Genomic DNA, 16,455 nt, shown 5'->3' with positions numbered 1-16,455 from the left:
CATGAAAGATGCTTGGCAAAATCATGGTGGTATATTCAATCTCACCGGCAACGGTGTAGAGTCCTCCCCATTCGTGGAAGTCGTCGTCTGCGGTCATATAGATACTTCGCGGGATGACTGAAGAGCGATTGAATAAAAATTTCGGCATCTGACGAATACCGTAATTGCTCATATAAGCGCGTTCGTATTTATCGTCTTCGGTTTGCTCCAAACGATTCGCAACAAAAAACAGTGCCTTCCCAAAAAAATAATCGGGAAACTCTGTTAAAAAAGTATAGGTGTGTGCCTGCCCAACAGCTTCCATTTGCTGGCGATAACGCGCCGTGACTGGATAGACCTTAGGGATTTTGGTGGTGGTACCACTGGACTGTCCCCAATAAATAATCTTGGAACGTGTTAAGAGGGACTCACCGGTTCGGTAACTCTCGGCAATGGTGTCTTTATAGTCGTTGTAAACGGATAACGGAAAATCCGCGAGCTTTGGCGATGGGCCAGGGCGATGTTCAAGCCAGTGCTTCGAACCTCCTACCTCGTCCCATATATCATCCCACAAGCGCTTTGTTGCGGCCTGTGGATCTCGGGTATCTCTTAGAAAGGCCTTATGAGCTTTTCTAAATGCTAGATAGATAAGACGTGTGGTAAAACGCATGGTTTATGATTCAAGAGGCGGAAGGTTATGTCAAATCATTACTGGAACACGAAAGTCACCAGAGATTCTTACCCACGATGAGGCCCGTTCCTATCCACTCGGCGGCACCTGCGTTCTGAGTTGAGCCATCCGAGTTTTCGATGGATGTCTGCACGTGGAATTGGGGAACCGCTTGGGAGCAGTCCACTTTAAAGCTGAGGTGAATGGCATCGCCTGCGTTTACGGAAACCGGGTTGTTGACGGTGCGTATGTACATAATGCCCCAGCTCGTGATGTTGGTTAGAGCATCAAGTTGCCCCTTGGAACCCAGGTCGGCCATGGGCGCCATATAAAATCCAGAGTACACCCCGTCTTGCTCTACCGGATAGACGACGGTGTTATTTTGCTGGAGTCCCTCCTCAGTGGCCGACCAGCTTTCGCATTCTTTCGGCTGCGACAGATACATAGGCTTTCCCTCGGCGGCTTGCAGGGGAGGGTTACAGACGCACTGAACGTTGGGCGTGGTAATCATCGTGGGTTCGCCACCAAACAGAGTCGAAATGATGCGATCGGAGAAGTTTGTAAACGGGGCAGGGTCCTGCACTGGCACCGCGAGTGTGGAAACCCGTTGCGGGATGATGACACTGTTTGGTTGCAAAAACCTCCTACGCGCGTCGGCAACGAATTTAGGAAACCCTTCGTCGGAGGCAATGGTGCCAATAATTTCATGAACCAATCCGTTTAGCTGGTACGATTGGTCGAGCTCTACATCCTGAGAAATCCCATGAATGAGGGTGAGCTTATCTTGTAGCGTTGAATCTGAATCTCTCAGCTTCTTAGCGTAGCTGTAGGAGGCATGGTTGCCTTCGATGGCCACAACTTTTTTGGCACCGTTTTCGAGAGCGAGACGCGCCAAGGGCATATGCTTGCCGGTGCCTATATCAAGCAATGTTCTGTCTTTCGGGAATTCCTGCAGGCCCCTTGTATAGGCCTTCATACGCTCTTCATCGTAAAGCATAATCCAATAAAAAAGATTCCCGTAGGTATTGAGCATCTCTTGTACGCTTGTGCCATCTTTCTCAATTGGTGGCCCAAACATCACTACATTGGCTTTATTCTGCAAGAAGTACCAAAGCATCGCCATGGGTTTGGCCGCCCAGTCGTAGCAGTAAGCACATCGTATGGTGACGTACAAAGACGCGTATGCGAGCAGAGGCAGAGTGAGTAGGAGCAGGTGGGAGCTAAGCATTCTCTCGACCTTTAAGTTACGGCATCACGTCCTCTGAGAGGGCATGCCTCAACTATAATCCAGATTGCCGCGATTACCAACTCACGGCTTCGAGTGAAGTAGATAGGTTGGCCCTCCTATTGGGTTCAGTGCCCGCCAAATCCCCATAAGAATAGGCTGTTGCGTATCCATCGAATCTCGAAAATCATCGATTACGGGGTTACTGGCGCGAGCAGTGTGGGGGCAGGACTTCTTTGATTCAGGAAATTATGGCGGGGCAGGTGGCTATGGACGACGAGGCACAAATCAAAATAGTCACCATTTTGTTCACGGATCTCAAAGGCTTTACGGGGGTTTCAGCAAAGCTTGGGCTCTGAACGGTGGGTGAGTTGTAAAACGTATTATTTTATCACCATGAACGAATGAGTTTTAAACTACGTGCATGGGTATTCATCAGGGTGAAGCGGTTGTGGGTAATTTGGGGACCGACCAGCGCATGGATTACACCTGCATTGGGCCTTCCGTAAACCTTGCGTCTCGAATTGAGACATCTTGCAAGCCCGGCCGGGTGTATGTTTCGGAGCCTGTTTTTGGCGGTGATGTATACAAGCTAGAAAGCGACGGATATGTTCGCCCAACCTATGATAATTGGTATTGCAATAAAGAGGATATGTCAGCATCAAAATTTGCCAAGCTCAGCCATGAAAAATCTTTGCAGTATTTGGAAAGTTATAATGAAGGTGGAGACTCGAATATTCGATATGTTTTGGTCATCGATGCTTAGTGTTTTTTCGCCGAACACTTCAAAAAAATACCACTAGATTTGTAAGACTAGTCAGGGAAATCGAGTAACACCAACTCTTCAGTTCGGACGGTGCCTGTTGTTTCTCTAATCCGGCGGCTACAGACCTTGTTTCGGTCATAGACTACTTAGCTAACCCATTATTGAGAGCACAAGTTTTTCAGTGTGCAAATCATGATATTTATACAATTTTTTCTTGGATGTTGTGTATCCGGAATAGGCCTAGTAGTTGTTGGCGTTTGTTGATTTAATGGCATTGAAGAGGAATTACCTACACTGATGGAAAGCGGTCACGGGTTTATTTAGTTTATCGCTGGTTTACCTGATTGCAGACATTGCCTTTGGTGTGAATCGATTGGATAGTTTTTTTCCTCGGTACCTAGGCACTTGTTTGGGTGATTGTTCATATTAACCACATGGAAGACGATTGTTGTGTGCGGTATTACAGGCATATTTTTAGTACCGCAGGAACAATACCCAAAGCATGGAAGGTCCGAACGTTCTTCTCTAAGAGAATATCGAACTGATGTTGAGAACATGCTCCGCGCACTGTCGCACAGAGGACCGGATGGTAGCGGTATAGCCATTCGAGATACGGCCATCTTAGGCAATGCTCGATTGGCCATCACTGATTTACGAGAAGATGCGGCGCTCCCGTGGTCTCGGAGAAACGACCCCAGCGGGGCCTGCCTAGCCTACAATGGTGCCTTGCTAAATGGCGCAGATCTTAGGGCCCGTTTAATCGGTCATGAATTTCGAAGCTCATCCGATGCAGAAGTTGTATTTGCGTGGCTCTCAAAGTACGGTGCGGCCGGTGTGAGCGACCTTGTCGGGCACTTTTCACTCGCCTTTTTTGACCCTCATGGCCGTTCTTTTTTAGCCCGCGACCTCTATGGGCCCCGACCACTTTTTTACGTCATTCATCGAGGCGCTTTATATTTTGGTTCTGAACTAAAGGCGTTAGTCCAAGTGCCAGGTATTTCGGTTCAGCCTAATATTTCTGGACTCGCCGATTTTTTAACTTTGGCTTATATACCCGGTGAGCAAACCGCATTCGAAAACATATGGGAACTCGAAGCTGGTCACATTTTATATATTGACGAGCTTACTCCTTGGCGTTTTGCAGATCATCATTTCGATGAAGTAACGGATCTCTCGTTTGATGAAGCGGTTGGGCAGGTTCGCGATGCGATGGTGCGTTCGGTGGCGGATGCGGTGGATGTTGACGCTCCTATCGGTTCGACGCTCTCTGGTGGTATTGATACCAGTAGTATTGTTTGTATGGCTGCTCGTCACATCCCGAAACTGAAAACCTATTCAATTCGGATGGGTGAAAAGTCGTTCGATGAGTCTGTTTACCAGCGGATGGTAGCTAAACACGTGGGTGCACAGCACCGAGAAATAACGGTTGGTCCCGAAGACGTACTCAAGAGATGGTCTGAAACGGTTCAAGCTCTCGATGAGCCGCTGGGGGATGGAGCGGCGATACCAAGTTATATTCTGGCCGATATCGCTAGCCAAGAGGTTAAGGTTCTGCTTTCTGGGGAGGGTGGAGATGAGGTATTTAATGCTTATGAAACTCATGGCGCAGCACTTTTTCGCAGTGGTTACCGTCGCTGGGTTCCTGGAGCCATAAGGACAGTGGTCTCCCGGCTGGTTCATCAGTTGCCTGTTCGTCACCATAAGTTGAGCTTTGATTTTGTCGCTCGGCGAATCGTCGACGGCTGTGAGATGGATGTTTGCGCCGCTCATGTTCATTGGAGGCATTGTCTACCACCGAATTATAGAGAAGGAATTTTTCCGGGTTTTGTGCCCGAACGACCCGAGCGTTGGTTTGAGAAGACGTTTGACCGAGTTCGGGCACATTCCGACATAGACAGAATAAGTGCCGTCGATCTAGAGCACTTTCTCGTAGGTGATCTGATGGTGAAGAATGACCGAACTTTTATGGCACATGGCATCGAGGGACGTTTTCCATGGCTGGACCAAAGGCTTGGTCGCTTGATGCGTACTATGCCGCATCGCTGGCGTATTCGTTCTGTGTTAGAGCGTCGATTTTTGGAAAAAAAAGCCATCGAGCCATTTGTTCCCAAACAGATTCTAAGAAGGACCAATATGGGGTTGGAAATGCCACACAGCGGCTGGTTCAAAGGTCCATGGCGACCCTGGTTGGAATCCATGTTGCACCGAGATCGGGTTCGGCAGCTCTCTTGGCTGAACCCTGTGATGGTCGAGGAAATCATGGGTTTGCACTTGGCAAATAAACAGGATTACGGGCGGTTGCTTTGGTGTTTATGCAATCTTGTTGAGTGGCACGAACAATATATTCAGGGGTAAGTGGTGCGTACAGGGATAGCGGTGGTAGCAGTTTCGTGTTGGGTGCTGTTCGGGCTCGGGGGCTTACTGGGCGTAGACTCGCTGCAAGAGATTTTACTGACGGTCTTGAGCGGGTCTTGGATCCTACTTTATCGAATCTTTAATCATGAGACAGCTTCTCGTTGGTTACTTCGCGGCATAATTTTTTCATTGCTTGGATGTTTGTTGCTTGCGTTTGTGGTTGAGGCTGATGAGTCAGGACCTGTCGCTTCTACGATTTTTTTTGGGAGCATGTTTATTGTCGGTTTGATGTTCGCCCTCTTTAAAGCTTCTCGATTACTTAGTTTTGTTTTGCTCCTTTCGTTGATGCCACTGGTTTTGGTCCACGGCTTGGCCGTGCCTATTTGGTCGATGTCGCTTACGGTGATGGCTTTTCTTTGTGTTGGGTTTCATAAACGATTTCCAAGGTACGCCGAGGTCTTTGCCGTTATTTTTACCGTTTTTGTGATTTATCGTCTTCCTCTCTGGCATTGGGTAAACCTCACATTTTTTGTTTTATGCGGTTGCCTTTTATTCTTCTCGGTTCGGCTCAATTTCACCAGGCGTGAAATGGTCGTGGTGATGTTTGCATTGGTGGTGACTTCGCTATGGGATGTCCGTGCGTTTGGACCACCTATCTGGTCAGGAGCAAAAGACGGTGTGGCATTGTTGGACGAAGTCACAGAATTTGCTCCTGACAAAAGGATGGAAACATTTTGTTACCGTGATGAGTATGTGACCACGCCCCACCTTGGTTCCACGTATGCCTCCTTTGCATCACGTAGAAATGGCGAGTGGACCCACCGTGTTCAAGAGATGGGTGGTGAGCTACCAGACCATTCCCTGGTTAACGAAGGTGTTTGGTGGTTTGTGGATTCTAGCAGTCGAGCGTTATCGCGGCAAAATATGGCTACCGGTAAGCGAGATATTATTTCCGATGAAGTGACGCCCTACAATGTCTTCCACATGAATTGGGGTAATCACGAGCACTCGGTTTTGATAACGCACGACCGGTTGGCATCTTGTACGGAGGTCGAGTTGGCAACGGGAAAGGTGAATGACTACCTTTATAGACAATTCCCACTTGTTCTCGGAGCGGAGTGCAGTGCACAAGGCGCAGATAGGCTGGTGCGTAGTTATATGAAGGATGTGTTTAAACGCCGAGTTGATATCTTTGATAAGGTGACACGCCGGGTTATCAAATTCGTGGATCTGCCGGATTTCTCGCCTTATCATCAACACGAATTTTGGAAGTCGCAAGGTTTGATACTCGTTCCTGAATTTGTATCGGGAGCCATAGTCGCGTTGGATGACTCAGACCTAACGCCAAAGGACTATTATCACGCGGAGCCCGGCCTGCGTGGAGTATTGGCAGGTGATGGGTGTGGTTTTAATGACCGCTTCTATGCATGGTCCTATTCCACTGGAACTATATACGAGTTTACGAGGTCATCGTTTTCTCCCACTCGGCAGTGGAATACTGGGCCTATCTTGCGCACGATAAATTGGGATTGTGATTGCAGAGGTCTGGTTGCCGCGGCTGCCAACGGGGTTTTTCGAATTGAGTTTTAGTTGAGGCCAAGTCTTTGGCGCCAATGACCAAGGACCGTTAAGCCCCAGAGCATTCTCGGGGAGTAACTTCCGGGATGCCGATGATGAAGCTCCCTGATTTCGGTTGGTGAGATGATATTTTGCTCTGCGAGAAAGGATTGTCCGTTGTTGGCCCAGGAGAATAATTCTTCTCGGCGTGGGGAGGATTGAAAGTATGAATTCACAGGAAAGCCAAACCCATGTTTTTTATCAAAGAGTAGACGTAAAGATGAACTGCCATTAAATCGTTTGCTAACGGCACGACGCAGTGGCAATTTGAGACCCCATTCTAGAACTCTTTGTTCCCATTGATGCCCGAAGCCATTCCACCAGCGCCAATCCAGAAAAGGACTCCTGGCTTCGATGTTGTTTGCCATACTGGCGGTATCCAGTTTTCTCAGCAGGCAGCTTGCAAGCCAGCCATTCATATAGAGTTGCAGGAGTTCTTCTGTTGTTTGGCTCTGAGCCGATCCGGCGGGAATTCGAGTAGAGGATAATTCCGGGTCTGGCGAGAGCCAGATTCTATGCTTGTTTACCAAGGTATGATGCCTAGCAGCTCTGTGCCGAATGATGCGTGTTGATAGTGAGAAATACCTACTCTTCGAGCCACGACTTACAAGGCAATGCATGGGTGACGGCATTGTAGGCACTCTTTGGGCAATGAATGTCTCGTATCCTGCAAATAATTCGTCAGCGCCGTCTCCTGTGAAAACGACACGACCCAATTTGGATGCAGCGTTCATGGCGGCATAAGTGGGGATAATAGATGGGTCTATGAATGGATGGTCAATGGAACTCAGAATGTCATCCAGGTGCAGATCGCAGACCTCATGGCTTAAAATCGTCTCATTCAGTTTGAACCCTAGCGATTTGGCGATTCGGCGTGACTTCCGACTTTCATCATAGGAGCTTGACGTCGGCATTGAATATGAGACGTTTTGGGCAATGACCTGACTTGAACTGGGGAAGAATGAACCCAAATAGGAAGAATCTAGGCCGCCGCTTAATAGAAGCTGAGTTTGATTTTCGTAGGTATGAGACTGATGCGTATTGAGGGTTGTTGTCATCATATCGTCGAGGCTGACTTGCTGGCTACTTGGGTTTAACGAATCGCGGAGCTTCCAGTAGGTAAATTGAGTGTAATGGTTGTGGCGGTAGGTCCGTAGCTGAGCGGGTTCAATAGCCTGGATATCCTTGAAAAGCGTATCCGGTGACCGTACATATCCATCTATCAACCATTCGGCGAGGGCGTCCTGAGAAATAGCGGGTTCGATAATTCCGAATTTTCGTAAAGTTTCGACAAGCCAATCTACACGTGAGGCAAAAACGATGTATGAGTTTCGGTGATAAACGTATAGAGGCTTTTGCCCAAAATGGTCTCGAAAAAGCGTAAGTGTTTGCCCGTCCCAAATCGCTCCCGCAAACGGGCCAACGGATTTTGCCAACACTTCAGCCAGGTTTATCGGTTTTTCTTGCCAGTGCTTAATAAACTCCCAGCCATCGGGAGGACCCAGAGAGCTTGTTGGCGCTTGGGCGGACTGGGTTAGGTTTAAGAATTCGCCATTGTAGACCATGGCGTTATCGCCGAAGAGAAGGGGTTGCTGATTCTCGTCCTTATGGCCTGATACGGCCATGAGCTGATGAACTAAATGACAGGTCCCATCGCTCCAAAAGGTATCACTATCGGGCCCGCGATTGGGTTGGTCATTAAGGACCGTCCTAAAGACATTTTCCGCTATAGAACGGGGAACGGCTTTGCTGATGAGTCCAATAAATCCACACATAGATTACTTATTGGGCCTGGTGATGACCGAGTGCAAGCTTGGCGGAGGACAGTTTTGAAGAGAAGCTCTATTACTCTTCGAATATTTTTGAGCCCATTGAAGGATGCGGAGAACCTGATAGGGAGCACCTAGAAATTTGGTGACCCGGTAGTGAGATTGGCCGAATCGCCTTGGTATCTCACGGTAGCGAAAATTCTTAAAGTCTAATGGACACATTGTTGGCAGTGCATTGGCGCGGGCTATAATGGGTAGATACCTATGAAAGTATTGAAGGTTCTTAGGGAGTTCTCTTAGGAGTTTGCTCGGGTAGATGGCGGTTGTGCAGCCAAAGTCTGGGATATTTAATCCTGTACACAGCCGTAATAATCGATTGCCTGATTTTCTGATTATATTCTCGTGGGCTCTGTGTGCCGGTCGTTGAGTTCGTTGTCCCTTAAGGATGGTTAGCTTTCTGGGATTTTGAGCAACTGCCAATTGATAGCACTGAATCATTCGTCGAATGGTATCAAGCTCAATTTGGAAGTCTCCATCGAGAAACATTACGTGGTTGGTCGTGACATGTTTTAAGCCGCTTGCGATTGCCGCAGATTGACCGAGGTTGGTTGGGTGATGGATAAAAGAGAGAAGCGGGTGGCTGGAATCGTCAAAATCCTCTTTCGTGGTATCGGTGCTGCCGTCGTTCACCACGATGATTTGCTTTATTGAAAGCGCTCTCGCGGCTTTGAGAATGGAAGGAATATTAACGAGAAGATTCCGACTTTCATTATGCGCCGGTATGATCAGAGAAATGCTCGGAACCAAATACGAGGTATTCACCTCGGGTGAGGTTACTGGGTCAAGATGCGAAGCCTGAGTCATAGCTCACTGAGATTATGCATGAATCCGGACAGATGCAAGTTGGTTAGAGATACACTAGGTACAAGTCTTTTGTTTTCGCGGGTGCCTTCTGCGGCTTCGTTATAGCGAGCTTCTGTACTGGGCTCATTATTACGATGGGGCTTTGTCTGTGGGGTTATTGTAACTCTGCAGTTGCCTTACTGGCTTGTTGAGAGAAACTTCCAAGGTCTCATGCCAATTGTAGATGATGAAATTTTGCGAGTGGAGCTTCAAGATCGATTAAGGTATCTAACTGACCATCCTTTGGGCAGGATTTCTCGGCAATTTTCGCGCGATAACAGTTGGACAAGAAGCACGGGCCTGCCTGGAGAAGCGGAATCTATTATTGAAGATTTCTCGTTGGGGCTTGGACGCAGTCAACCAGAGTCTCTTGGTTTAAAGCCTTTTCGGAAAATCATCTTGGTTACCACTGAGTCACTCTCATTGAATTTAATGGGAGGTTATAATCCGCACCTTAGAGAAGATTTGACACCGTTTTATGCAGGCGCTGAGGTTCGTAAATTCGCTCACACCAATTACTGGACCAGTTGCGCCCCAACACGAGAAGGCATACTTGCAACATTGACCTCTCACCCCAATCACTTTTTAGCTAAAACCATTGGTTATGAGCAATCGCTATCGAGTCAATTGGTGAAAGACGGTTTTAAAACATTTTTTGTGCGTGGCGACTCCAAGTATTATTCGCCCGAGTTGAATATTCTTTTCAACTTGGGGTTTCAAAATATTATTGGGAAAGAGACTTTTGCGAAGCAACCATCAATGGGCAACTATCTGAGCTTTGCCGGGGTGCCGGATTATTTTGTTTTTAGAGAAGTTCTTGAGGTTTTGGATGAAAACAAGAATGAAAAGATATTTACGACAGTGTTAACGACCGATACGCATCCAGGTAAACGACCATTTTATAAGGAGCTGGGTTACCCAAAGCCTCCAGAATGGCTGAGTGACTGGGGCGAAGCTGGGGTTCTTTTGAGCTATCTTTTTTATCATGATCACGATGTTGCAGTGTTTATGGAGTCTCTTAAGAACAGCGAACACTGGACAGATGATATTTTGGTCATACTAACAGCTGACCATTGCCGTCCTCCTTCGGTAACTTTGTCGCAGGTGCCAAAAGTAGATATGGACCCTTTATGTCGCATACCGCTTATTTTCTTGTCACCAAGAAAACTCCCAACCCTGCCGTTGCAACCGTTGGCTTCTCAAATTGATTTGGCCCCGACGATTTTACATCTTCAAGATTTAACCATTCCGCCAGGGTATTGGGGGCGAAGTTTGTTTTCTGAAAGTAAACGTCCGCTGCGTGTGGGTTATTTCGGTGAAAGACTCTTATTACAAACTTCCAGTACTCGAAAAGTTGTATCTACCAGGCAAAGCAATGGTAACCAGGATGTAGCGCAGCAGCTGTTCAATAGTTTGTTTATTGGTGATAATTAATCCGCAATGGTGAACTGGTTGGGGTTTCGATAACTCTCCTCTTTCGTTTGTAACTTAAGAATCAATCCCTCCCTTTGGGGACAGGTTTCCGAAACCTTGTTAAAGGCAGGAAAGTAGCGAATCGCCTAGGCTGGCATTCTTTATGCCTCTTTAAAAGCTAAGATAAGAGCCGCTGAGAAAGCGAGGGCTCGATGCTGAAATCTAGATTGCGAATCGACGATGAGGTGGTGCGTCTTGCATAGGAGCAAGTTCAGGAGAGGGTAGAGTAAGATGAAGCATTCGAAGGCTCCAATAAGAGAGTGGTAGTAACCACCTGTTTGCTTGTGTGCATTGGTTTTGTGAGTTGGTAGGTTGCCTGCAGTGGGCAGGAAGAACCAGATGATGTCCATGCTTGTTGTAAGGCACTCCCAAGTGGCAGCTGTCTATAGTAGCCATTAAGCAGGCTACGCATATTAGAGGACGTTAAGTCGCGTGATTTTGCGGATGATTCCCAAAATAAAACGCCGGTGGTCCTCAACATGTTGGTGCGAAATAGAAAGTTATACTGGCTCGGCGGCGTGTGTGGAAATAGTGGAAAGGATTCACAGGAACCAAATCTACTTACTTCACGTCACGATTGTCTCGCTCTCGTAGCAACTCCGGGCGGGAGGAGGCGAGCTTTTCTGTGTAGGTCATCAGTTTACGAACGGTGGTTCCGCGCAGTGCCATGGCGCCAATCACCAGAGGCAATCTTGGGCGCACAGCGGGGCATACCTGGCAGGTGGGCTGATTTTCGTAGTTGTGGTTGGCGTGTGCTTCACGGAGCCTTGTCATGGCAGCGCCTCGCCAGATAGACTCGAGGTTTTGTTCTTTCAGGTTACCAATCGGCGCTGCGTTTTCTGCCATGGGGTAGCAGGGAAAGACCGTGCCGTCGTAGCGTACTACCATGGGCCCTCGCCAGAGGATGTGGCAAGGGTTTTTGCGCTTGTCGCCATCGGGCTCATGGGTGCGGTGCTCAGGCAGGCCGATGTCTTCGTCTTTGATGCGCACGGCGGAGATGCCGGGTACGTTGTTCCATTGTTCGTTGAATAGCTTTTGCTCGTGCCAGTTTTCTTTCATGCGAATCATTTGCACGGTGATATAGAGCGGTGAGCTTGCCGCGTGGTTTTCTTGGGCCAGTGCTCTAACATTCTCTACCACCTGCTCGTAGATCCCGCCTTTTCGATAATACTCGTAGGTTTTGGCGGAGGCTCCATCTATGCCCACAAGAAGATGCTTGCAGTCGCTCTGAATAAGCTTAGCGCGCTTATCGGCGGTGAGAAGCGTCGCATTGGTGGAGAGAATTGTATCAAGGCCAGCTCTGTGACAGGCCTCTAGAATGGTGAAGATGCGTTTGTCTAAGAGAGGTTCGCCGAGCCCGTAGAGATAGATGTGGTCTCCTCCTAAGCGGGCGTGGTCTTCAATAAGCGGGTAGAGAATGTCATCGGGGAGGTCTTGCGCCGGGTAGTTTGCGCCGGTGCGTGGGCACATGGGGCACTGAAGGTTACAGCGTACGGTGGTTTCAATCATGAGCGCGCTGGGGCCGGGGACTCTGGCGGGATCTCGGCGGACATAACTTTGGATGAGTTTGAGTCTGTCGCGTTTGAGCCTGGGCATCGGAGTCCTTCGTTGTCTTTGAGTATATGGGTTGCTTCGGTTGGGGGCCAGAGGAAGTGACCGCTGCGCTTTGCTGATGGGCACTCAAACCCTGGACCGCCTGGCCCAAACCCCTATAAGCTTGAACCCATGGCAAAGGTGCTTCTGATCAATCCACCCAGCGAAACTCTGGGGCCCGAAAACTTACGTATTACCAATGTTTTGTATCCGCCGCCTCCGGGAGGCATTGCGTTGGTGGCAGCATGCTTGGAGCAGGCAGGGCATAAGGTGACCATTGAAGATTTGGTTATCGCTCCCCGCAGCGAAAAAGACCTTTTGGACGCTATCGCAACAACTGGTGTAGATGCGGTTGGATTTTCGGTTCTTGGCCCTGCTTTTTATGCAACCCGCCAAATGATGCGATCCATTCGCACACGCTTTTCAAAGATTCGTCTTTTTGCCGGCAATGCGTTGCCGAGCGAATTCCCTGAGTGGTTCTTAAATGAGGTTCCTGAATGTGATGCTGTGATTGTGGGTGAGGGGGAAGCAACCACGGTGGAGCTTATAGAAAACAATTTTGCCAGTGGGACGGCAGGTGCGATGTTGCAAGGTGACGAGAGTTTTCGGCCTCGCCCGCAGCTGCATGATTTGGATGCTTTGCCATTTCCGGCTTGGCACCTTTTACCGTATCGGCAATACCGAGCCAGTCCGCAGCTTTTGATGCGTTCAGAGCCCACGCTGGGAATTATTCAAAGTCGGGGTTGTCCTTTCTCCTGTGGGTTTTGTGCGCAGAACTTTGCCTGGAAAAAAGTGCGGAAGCGGTCAGTGGAAAGTGTGGCAGATGAAATAGCCCGTAACGCACGGGATTTGGATATTCATCACTTTGGGCTCTATGACAGCATCTTTCCTTTGGAGAAGGATTACGGCGAAAAGCTCTACCATGCTCTTGAGCATCGTAACCTTTTAGGAAGGGTTCGTTTCTTTTGCGAAACCCGGGTAGACATGGTGTGGCCATCTACCTTTGAGTGGTTGCAAAAAGCTGGTTTGCATCTCACTTTCTTAGGCATTGAATCACCCAAAGAAAATCTCTTGGCCCAATTGGATAAGAAAAGTCCGGAGGTAACCATTCGCAAAGCGGTGAATACCCTGCGTGAGGCGGGCATACGCACCTATGGTTTGTTTATGATTGGGCTGCCGGGAGAAACGGCGGTGGACCGCGAAGCATTGGGCAGGTTCTCACGTTCGCTCTCCTTAGATGTGGCAAGCTTTGGCATCTACTCGCAGTATGCCGGAAGTCCGGGTGTGCGCAGCAATCCTGAGATTCGTCCGGAAGATTTACTCGATGGCAATTGGCAGATGGATGGCGAGCTTGGGCGGGCGCAAAAGGATTTGATGCGCTCGTTTTATCTGCGACCTTCGTTGATTGCCCGTCATCTTTGGCAGCGTGACATCAAAATGGACAGAATGTTTAAGGGGTTTCTACAACTTCTTCCGGCGCTTCCGGCTCGATAGTCCAGCGCAGTCCGTAAAGAGACATATTCTCCACCACAACAGGATTATGAAGACCAACCTCTTGAGCAAAGTCGATGACCTGCTGCACGGGATAGCCGGGAATGCCCAAACCAAACACGCGTTTCTTAAATAGAGCATCCAAGGCCAGAGGCACGGTGTTGCAGGGGCGCTGATCAAAGAGCCAGAGCGTGCCGCCGGGTTTGAGCACGCGTTTGCACTCCATGAGGCCGCGGGCGGGATCGGTCCATAGGTTGATGGAGCCGGTGGTGTAGAGCACATCGAGGCTTTGGTCGGGCAGGGGAATATCTTCTGCCATGCAGTTGTGGGCGGTAACTTCGTGATGCTTTGCAATGGTCTTGCGCACAGAGGTTCCGGCGTTAAGCTGAGCGGCGGAAGGTTCTACCAGGTGGAAGTGCTTGCCTTGTAGTTCTGAGGCCACTCTTCGCGTCATGAGTCCGTTGCCGCAGCCAACATCGCCAATGGTTTGGGCGTGTTGTAAATCGTCGCGCATAATCTCCCAGGCCCAATTGTAAATAGGCCGGGCCAAAGCGCCCATGACCTGCACAAAGACCTTTGCAAACCACTCTTCTTGAAAGAGTTCTGTTTGCCATCTTTGGTACCCGAGTTTGGAGAATTTTTGCATGGCCAGACCCTAACACTCCAAGATGCGGCATTCCACCGTTGTTTCATCGTGTTTAATGTTATCTGCGAACCCATAAGTGCATGATCGGTATAGGTTTATCGTCATCTTGCAGGTGCCCTGAAACACACGCAACATTTTCTATTCCAACCCGATATTCAAGCTGTACCTTTTTGCTTGGAGATTGTCATGCCCGTTGGTTTTTATAACACTGCGTGGATTGGTCGTACCGTGAACACCTATGGTTTGCAGAGCAACTGCTACTTTGTGTCGACCGCTGCGCTTATGAATATGAGTGTGGAAGAACTCTTTCGCGCTACTGAAACCATGCAGCAGGTTACGGGCAACGACGCCGATATTAAGACTCTCTTTGCTGATGCAGGCGAGGCCGTGCAAAGCACGCGCTTTGATAACTTGGGAGTTCTATATCAGCAGCTTTTATCTCTACCGGCGGGTGCCAGTGTGGGGCTAGCCTACTCGCGCCATAACCAGTCCGTAGGGCATATGCTGGTGGTTCAGCGGGACCCGGGTTGGACCCCCCTAGGCGCAGCGCCTGGACTGCGTTGCATCGATTACCAGCAAACACCGCCCAAGGTGACCAACTTTCCACCCGAGCCTAATATCTCGTCTAGCTGGGTGTATTACCGCTCTTAACTAAAGTTCTTAGGAAACGAGGCGAGCACTATTGATATAATTCATACAAGGCAACGATTGCGTGTCGTTGAATCACTTCGGTCCGTAAGCTAGGTATTGGCAAGACCTGAGCCACTGGGTTATAAGGTTTTCATGACGTTTCCTCTTCAGCGGCTCGCAGGCAAAGAACGTATTCGCGTTCTCTTTGTTCGTCCTCCTCATCATTACTGGCCTATTATTAACCAGAGTGACAACTTTCTTATTCCGCTCAACTACCCAACGCTTGCGGCTTGGATACGCGACAAGCTTGACTTTGTTGACGTTGAGATTCTGGATTGCTGCGTCGAGCAGGTTGGATACGAATCGCTTAAAACCGAAATTGCTAAACGCAAACCCGATGTGGTCGGTATTGGTGAAAAAGTTGTTTACGCCCACGATGCGATGCGAGCTTTTGAGGTTGTTAAAGAAGTTGACCCCGATATCGTAACTGTGGCGGGTGGGCACATTTTTACCCATGAGCCAGAATGGTCATTAAACACCTGCAAGGCCATTGATTACGTGATTCGCTTCGAAGGAGAAATCGCTTTTGAACGATTCATTCGTGTGGGCCGAGAAGGCGGGACTGAGCAGGACCTGCGTAGCGTTGTCCACCGCGGTAAAGATAATGAGTTGATTCACACACCGCTTGCACCAGTCGTCCACAATCTCGACGACCTGCCACCACCTGCGTTCGACCTGATGCCGGTTAAAAAGTATTCGCCTTTCGGGCTTATGTGGCCCAAGGCTGCAACCATCCAGCGAGGGCGAGGTTGCGTCGATACATGCAGCTTCTGTTCCTGGATCGCCATGGAGAATAAGCACGAGCAACAAGAAGATGGTACCATCACCAGCTCTTCTTGGTACCGATCAAAATCTGTGGAAAAGGTCCTCGAGGAAGTCGATATTCTCTACAACGATTACGGTATTCGCTATCTTTTCTGGGTGGATGCAACCTGGAATGTTGGCGACAAATGGCTACAGAAGTTCTGCGATGGCATTATTGAGCGAGGCTACGACCTCGGCTGGTGGGCATTTATCCGCTATGACTTACTTGATCGGCAACACAAAAATGGCACGCTACGCAAAATGGTCGATGCCGGACTTCGCCATGTACTCGTCGGTGTGGAGCGACAGGAAGCTGGGCTAGAGTGGCTTAATAAGCATCGTTATAGCGAAGACAGTGCGGTCCACGCGTTTCATCTGCTCAGAGACCATTATCCAGAAGTCTTTCGGCAAGGAACATTCATCACTGGCATTCGAACTGACACCGAAGAATCTATTCGTGAATTACTTGCTCAT

13 protein-coding genes are annotated in these 16,455 nt (G+C 49.0%); 7 read left to right on the top strand and 6 right to left on the bottom strand.

Features of this window, described 5'->3' with window-relative positions; all coding sequences use genetic code 11:
- Together HOK28_20420 and HOK28_20415 are read right to left on the bottom strand one after the other, a co-directional pair.
- A partial coding sequence (locus HOK28_20420; protein MBT6435472.1) for a hypothetical protein occupies window positions 1-649 on the bottom strand: 649 nt, incomplete at its 3' end.
- 55 nt (window positions 650-704) lie between these two features.
- On the bottom strand, window positions 705-1,877 hold the full coding sequence (locus HOK28_20415; protein MBT6435471.1) for a hypothetical protein: 1,173 nt from the start codon (window positions 1,875-1,877) through the stop codon (window positions 705-707).
- Between the two features lie 421 nt (window positions 1,878-2,298).
- Here HOK28_20415 and HOK28_20410 point away from each other — a divergent pair, with 421 nt between their 5' ends.
- From HOK28_20410 to HOK28_20400, 3 genes are all read left to right on the top strand, one after another.
- Window positions 2,299-2,640, top strand: coding sequence for a hypothetical protein (locus HOK28_20410; protein ID MBT6435470.1), 342 nt, complete (start codon window positions 2,299-2,301; stop codon window positions 2,638-2,640).
- Between the two features lie 555 nt (window positions 2,641-3,195).
- Window positions 3,196-4,995, top strand: coding sequence for an asparagine synthase (glutamine-hydrolyzing) (gene asnB / locus HOK28_20405; protein ID MBT6435469.1), 1,800 nt, complete (start codon window positions 3,196-3,198; stop codon window positions 4,993-4,995).
- Window positions 4,996-4,998: 3 nt separating this feature from the next.
- Entirely contained in the window at window positions 4,999-6,585 is a 1,587-nt protein-coding gene (locus tag HOK28_20400; GenBank protein MBT6435468.1) for a hypothetical protein, read from the top strand.
- Here the strand turns inward: HOK28_20400 and HOK28_20395 are convergent.
- Together HOK28_20395 and HOK28_20390 are read right to left on the bottom strand one after the other, a co-directional pair.
- Window positions 6,582-8,387: a hypothetical protein gene (locus HOK28_20395; protein MBT6435467.1), complete on the bottom strand. Its 1,806-nt coding sequence runs from the start codon at window positions 8,385-8,387 to the stop codon at window positions 6,582-6,584. The two genes, HOK28_20400 and HOK28_20395, sit on opposite strands and share 4 nt — an antisense overlap.
- Before the next feature lie 3 nt (window positions 8,388-8,390).
- Window positions 8,391-9,245, bottom strand: coding sequence for a glycosyltransferase family 2 protein (locus HOK28_20390; protein ID MBT6435466.1), 855 nt, complete (start codon window positions 9,243-9,245; stop codon window positions 8,391-8,393).
- Between the two features lie 210 nt (window positions 9,246-9,455).
- On the opposite strand from HOK28_20390, the gene HOK28_20385 reads away from it, so the two are divergent.
- Window positions 9,456-10,718, top strand: coding sequence for a sulfatase-like hydrolase/transferase (locus HOK28_20385; GenBank protein ID MBT6435465.1), 1,263 nt, complete (start codon window positions 9,456-9,458; stop codon window positions 10,716-10,718).
- Between the two features lie 600 nt (window positions 10,719-11,318).
- Here the strand turns inward: HOK28_20385 and HOK28_20380 are convergent.
- Window positions 11,319-12,353 carry a radical SAM protein gene (locus HOK28_20380; GenBank protein MBT6435464.1) on the bottom strand — a complete coding sequence of 345 codons (1,035 nt, stop codon included), beginning with the start codon at window positions 12,351-12,353 and terminating at the stop codon, window positions 11,319-11,321.
- Between the two features lie 129 nt (window positions 12,354-12,482).
- On the opposite strand from HOK28_20380, the gene HOK28_20375 reads away from it, so the two are divergent.
- Window positions 12,483-13,844 (top strand): B12-binding domain-containing radical SAM protein, encoded by a 1,362-nt coding sequence (locus tag HOK28_20375; GenBank protein ID MBT6435463.1) that lies wholly within the window; start codon window positions 12,483-12,485, stop codon window positions 13,842-13,844.
- Here the strand turns inward: HOK28_20375 and HOK28_20370 are convergent.
- Window positions 13,801-14,487, bottom strand: a complete 687-nt coding sequence (locus HOK28_20370; GenBank protein ID MBT6435462.1) for a class I SAM-dependent methyltransferase — start codon at window positions 14,485-14,487, stop codon at window positions 13,801-13,803. The genes HOK28_20375 and HOK28_20370 overlap by 44 nt on opposite strands.
- 186 nt (window positions 14,488-14,673) lie before the next feature.
- Between HOK28_20370 and HOK28_20365 the strand changes: the two genes are divergently transcribed.
- A complete protein-coding gene (locus HOK28_20365) occupies window positions 14,674-15,138 on the top strand; it encodes a hypothetical protein (protein MBT6435461.1) in 465 nt (154 codons plus the stop codon).
- A 132-nt stretch (window positions 15,139-15,270) separates the two neighbouring features.
- A partial coding sequence (locus HOK28_20360) for a hypothetical protein (GenBank protein MBT6435460.1) occupies window positions 15,271-16,455 on the top strand: 1,185 nt, incomplete at its 3' end.

The organism is Deltaproteobacteria bacterium (assembly GCA_018668695.1).
In the GTDB taxonomy this organism is placed as follows: Bacteria; Myxococcota; XYA12-FULL-58-9; order XYA12-FULL-58-9; family JABJBS01; genus JABJBS01.
The sequence above is the reverse complement of the archived record's forward strand: the minus strand, read 5'-3'. Positions and strand labels throughout refer to the sequence as shown.